The sequence below is a fragment of the Micromonospora sp. BQ11 genome (genome assembly GCF_052068135.1).
Classification (GTDB): Bacteria; Actinomycetota; Actinomycetes; order Mycobacteriales; family Micromonosporaceae; genus Micromonospora.
Map to the genome: position 1 here is coordinate 1 of NZ_JBQHDB010000027.1, position 4,429 is coordinate 4,429.

General features: G+C 75.6%; 5 protein-coding genes. All 5 read right to left on the reverse strand.

Annotated features, from left to right (window positions below; translation table 11 throughout):
* A partial coding sequence (locus ACTMSW_RS30630) for an SDR family oxidoreductase (protein ID WP_441184276.1) occupies nt 1-440 on the reverse strand: 440 nt, incomplete at its 3' end.
* A complete protein-coding gene (locus ACTMSW_RS30635) occupies nt 437-1,849 on the reverse strand; it encodes a PfkB family carbohydrate kinase (RefSeq protein ID WP_441184277.1) in 1,413 nt (470 codons plus the stop codon). The genes ACTMSW_RS30635 and ACTMSW_RS30630, both read right to left, overlap by 4 nt.
* Entirely contained in the window at nt 1,846-2,634 is a 789-nt protein-coding gene (locus tag ACTMSW_RS30640; RefSeq protein WP_441184278.1) for a D-sedoheptulose-7-phosphate isomerase, read from the reverse strand. The genes ACTMSW_RS30635 and ACTMSW_RS30640 overlap by 4 nt, the downstream gene beginning before the upstream one ends.
* Complete coding sequence (locus ACTMSW_RS30645; RefSeq protein WP_441184279.1) at nt 2,634-3,851, reverse strand: glycosyltransferase; 1,218 nt, start codon at nt 3,849-3,851, stop codon at nt 2,634-2,636. The genes ACTMSW_RS30640 and ACTMSW_RS30645 overlap by 1 nt, the downstream gene beginning before the upstream one ends.
* On the reverse strand, nt 3,836-4,429 hold a 594-nt coding region (locus ACTMSW_RS30650; protein WP_441184280.1), incomplete at its 5' end, for a glycosyltransferase. The genes ACTMSW_RS30645 and ACTMSW_RS30650, both read right to left, overlap by 16 nt.

Sequence of the window (4,429 nt, forward strand, 5' to 3'; positions counted from 1 at the left end):
TTCGCCGCGCAGTAGGCGGTGGCGTCACTGACGGCCTTGATCCCCAACGTCGACGCCACGGTCACCACCGTGCCGTGTGACCGCTCCAACTCGGGCAGCGCCGCCCGGATCACGGCGGCGGTGCCCAGCAGGTTGATCGCGACGATCCGGTCCCATGTGTCACCGGGGACGTCGCCGAGCCGGCCCGGCACGTCCATCCCGGCGGCGGTGACCACCCCGTCCAGTCCACCGGCCTGCTCGGCGAGCTGCCGGGTGGCCGCCTCCGCTGCGCGGGTGTCGGCCAGGTCGCACTCGACCCACGGGACCCCGTCGGCGGGCGGCTGCCGGTCCAGCACGTACGGCCGGCCGCCGGCCTTCGTCACGGCGGCGACCACGGCCGCGCCGAGTCCGCTCGACCCGCCGGTGACGAGGATGGCCGAGGAGTTCAGGTCCCTGCTCATGCTGCTCCCTTGATCAGACGTGCGCCGCGCTGGCGCGCGGCAGTGATGGTGGCGGTGGTGGATCGGCCGGCCAGGAAGGGCACGGTGACGACGCGGCCGCCCCAGCCGCGGATCAGCTCGGCCTCGGGCAGTTCGGGCGCGCCGTCACCGGCGTAGTCCCCGCCCTTGACCCAGACGTCGGGCCGCAGGCGGGACAGCACCACGTGCGGGGTGGGTTCGTCGAAGACCACCACCGCGTCCACGCAGTCCAGGGCGGCCAGCAGGCGTGCCCGGTCGCCCTCGGTGTTCAGCGGCCGGTCCGGGCCCTTGAGCCCTCGGACGCTGCGGTCGGAGTTGAGGCAGACGACGAGGGCGTCGCCGAGCCGCCGGGCCGCCTGGAGGGTGGCGACGTGCCCGGCGTGCAGGATGTCGAAGCAGCCGCCGGTGGCGACGACCGTGCCGCCGTCGGCGCGTACCCGCGCGACGAGTTCCTCGGCGGAACCCGCCGGGGTGGACGGCCGCTGGTCCTCCGGCTGCCGGTGCAGTCCCGCCGCCCCGCCGGCCGCGACGTACGCCGACGCGGCGGCGACCGCCTCGCCGACGGCCTCGGAGACCAGCGCGCCACCGGCGAGCGCGGTGGCCGCGGCGGCGGCGAACCGGTCCCCGGCGCCGCAGGTGTCCTCGACGCCGTCCACCTCGGACGGTGCTGGAATCACCAGCGGGGTGCTGCCGGAATGGCAGAGCACCGACCCGTCCGGGCCCATGGTCACCGCGACCGCGCCCACCCGCCACCGTCGACGCAGCTCATGGCCGGCGCGGGTGGCGGTGGACAGCGCCGAGCCGGCACCGGCGTCGCCGGTGAGCTGGCGCAGCTCGGCCAGGTTCGGGGTGACCAGCCGGACACCCGCCACGGCGGCCGGTCCCTTCGGGTGCGGGTCCCACACCACCGGAGCGGACGCCTCGGCCAGCGCCGCGCGCAGCGTCGGCTGCCGCAGCAGGCCCCGGCCGTAGTCACTGGCCAGGATCGCCCCGGCGGAGGCGATGACCTCCAGGGCCGCCTCCGGCGGCTCACCGGGTGCCTGCGGGGCACCGCCCCGGTCCAGGCGCAGCAACGTCTGCCCACCGGCGCGCAGCCGGATCTTCTCGGCGGTGGCCCCGGGCATGCGCAGCGGGTAGAGGCGGACCCCGGCGGCGGTCAGCAGCTCGGCGATGCGCGCGGCGGCCGGGTCGTCGGCGAGGGCGGTCACCAGCGCGACGTCGTTGCCCTGCGCGGCGGCGAGCAGTGCGGCGAGGCCGGCGCCGCCGGGCCGGTCGGTGGCCGCCTGCTCGTCGAGCACCGGAACCGGCGCGTCCGGGCAGACCCGGGTGACTGCGCCGCTGACGTCCCGGTCCAGGAGCGCGTCACCGACCACCACCAGCGGGCCGCTCACGACGTCACCCCGTCGGCTCCCCGGCCGCTGCTCCCGTGGCCGTTGGCGCTGTGGCCGTTGGTGCCCCGGCCGTTGGCGCTCGGGCCGTTCGGGCTGTGCCCGTTGGCGCCGTGCGGGTGGCTGCCGGTGGCGGCGAGGGCGCGACCGTCCAGGCCGAACCGGTCGACCAGGCCGACCGTACGCGGTGCCGGCGGGGCCATCCGGGGCAGCTCCCGCACCAGCGGGAGTGCCTGCTCGACGTACTCGCAGAGCAGGTGGCTGGAGACGAGATGCAGCTCCTGGACCACCTGGCTGTCCGGGGAGGGGACGGCGAGGGTGTCGTCGCAGATCTCGGCGAGCGGGTTCGGCGTCGGGCCGGTGAAGGCCCACGTCCGGACCCCGATCTCGCGGGCGGCGTGGGTGGCGTGCAGGAGGTTGGGGCTGGCGCCGCTGGTGGACATGAGCAGGAGGATGTCGCCGGGGCGGCCGTGGGCGTGGACCTGGCGGGCGTAGATGTGGTCGTATCCGTAGTCGTTGCCGATGGCGGTGAGGGCGCTGGTTTCGGCGTGCAGGGCGATGGCGGACAGGGGTTGGCGGTCGTCGTGGAGTTTGCCGACGAGTTCGGCGGTGAGGTGTTGGGCTTCGGCGGCGCTGCCGCCGTTGCCGGCGACGAGGAGTCGTCCGCCGCGGGCGAGGGTCCAGGCGAGTTCGGTGCCCCAGTCGCTGAGGCGTTCGGCGGCCTGTCGGTAGGGCAGCAGCGCGGCCGCCAGGTTCGCCAGGTGACTGTCGAGGAGGGAGAGGCTCATCAGGCCACCGCCGGTGCGGGACGGGCGACGGTGCTGACCGCGGCGTAGACCGCGCCCAGCTGCTCGGCGCAGCGCTTCCAGGAGTACCGGCTGCGGATCCGGTCCAGCGCCGCGGTCGCGTACGCGAACCGGCGCACCCGGTCGGCGAGCAGCCGGCGGACGGCGGCCCCGAGGGTACGGGGGTCGCGGGCCGGCACGAGGTCCCCGGTCAGGCCGTGCACCACGGTGTCGGAGATGCCGCCGACGTCGGTGCCGACGACTGGCACTCCGCAGGCCATCGCCTCCAGCGGGGTCAGGCCGAACGGCTCGTACCAGGGGGCGGCGACGAGCAGGTCCGCCGACCGGTACCACGACCCCATCTCCTCGCGGGGCACCGCGCCGACCAGCCTCACCCGGTCGGCCACCCCGCACGACTCGGCGAGGGCGGTGAGCCGGCGGGCGAAACCGTCGGCGGGCAGCAGCTCGGCCGGCGGGCCGCCGACGACCACGCACTCGGCGTCCGGCACGGCGGGCAGCGCCCGGACGACCTCCTGGAAGCCCTTGCGCTCCACCATGCGGCCGACGGTGATGATCCGGGGACGGGCCGGGTCGCGCGGGACGACCGGACCGTCGGGACGGAACATCTCCTCGTTGACGCCGGAGGGGACCAGTGCCATCCGGGACCGGGGCACGCCCAGCCGCAGCAGCTCACCGATCTCGTCCTGGCACTGCACGATGACCCGGTCCACGGCCCGGCCCAGTGCCCGTTCGTACCCGATCCGGCCTGGTGGACTGGTGTCCCGGGTGCCCTGGTGGCGCTTCTTGACGGTGCCCAGCGCGTGGTACGTGAGCACCACCGGCACCCCGGTCCGCCGTCCCGCGTGCAGGGTGGCCAGGCCGCTCATCCAGAAGTGGGCGTGCGCCACGTGCGGCGTCCAGTTGCCGTCGCGCCACTGGCCGGCCAGCCACCGCCCGAACTCGCCCATGTACGGCAGCAGCTCGTCCTTCGGCACCCGCCGGGCCGGGCCGGCCGGCACGTGGCACACCTGGTAGCCGTCCGGTGCGGCGACGGTCTCCGGCAGGGCGGTGGAGTCGCGGCGGGTGTAGACGCGGACGTCGTGCCCCTCGCCGGCCAGCGCCGCCGCCAGCTCGGCCACGTGGGTGTTCTGCCCACCCGCGTCCTCCTCGCCGAGGACGGCGAGGGGGCTGGCGTGTTCCGAGATCATCGCGATGCGCATGTTTCCTCCTCGATCAGCCGGTCCCAGTCGGCGAGGAAACGGTCGAGCCCGAACCGTTCCTTCGCCACGTCGCGAGCGCGCGCCCCCAGACGGGCGGCCGCGTCGCGGTCGGTCATGAGCCATCGGGCCGCCTCGACCAGGGTGTCCACCCGGGTGGAGAGCACTCCCGCGTCGGCCGGCACGGCGTCCACCGCCTCGGTGGTGGCCAGGGCCACCACCGGCATCCCCATCGCCATCGCCTCGATGAGGCTGAGGCCCAGGGAGGTCCACCGGCACAGGTGCAGGTACGCGCGCCGCCGGGCCACCTCGGCGTGCATCCGGTCCTGCGGGACGTCGTCGTGGCCGGTGACCGCGAGCCCCGGCCCGCCGCCGGGCGCCCGGGCGAGCGCGTCCGGCAGACCGGCGACCCCCATCCCGAACACGTCCAGCGGCGCCACCCGCGCGAAGCGGGGCATGAGGTCGGTGCCGGTGACCCGCCAGCGGCGTACCGGCTCGTTGGTCACCACGGCGAGTCGGTCCAGTTCGCCGGTGTACTCGGCCTGGGGCGGGACGATGCCGTGGTCGATGACGGTGGTGCG

What these genes read in the sequence shown, in the direction of transcription:
- ACTMSW_RS30645 (WP_441184279.1), bottom strand. Translation starts at nt 3,851, where the DNA reads ATGCGCATCGCGATGATCTCGGAACACGCCAGCCCCCTCGCCGTCCTC.
- ACTMSW_RS30640 (WP_441184278.1), bottom strand. Translation starts at nt 2,634, where the DNA reads ATGAGCCTCTCCCTCCTCGACAGTCACCTGGCGAACCTGGCGGCCGCG.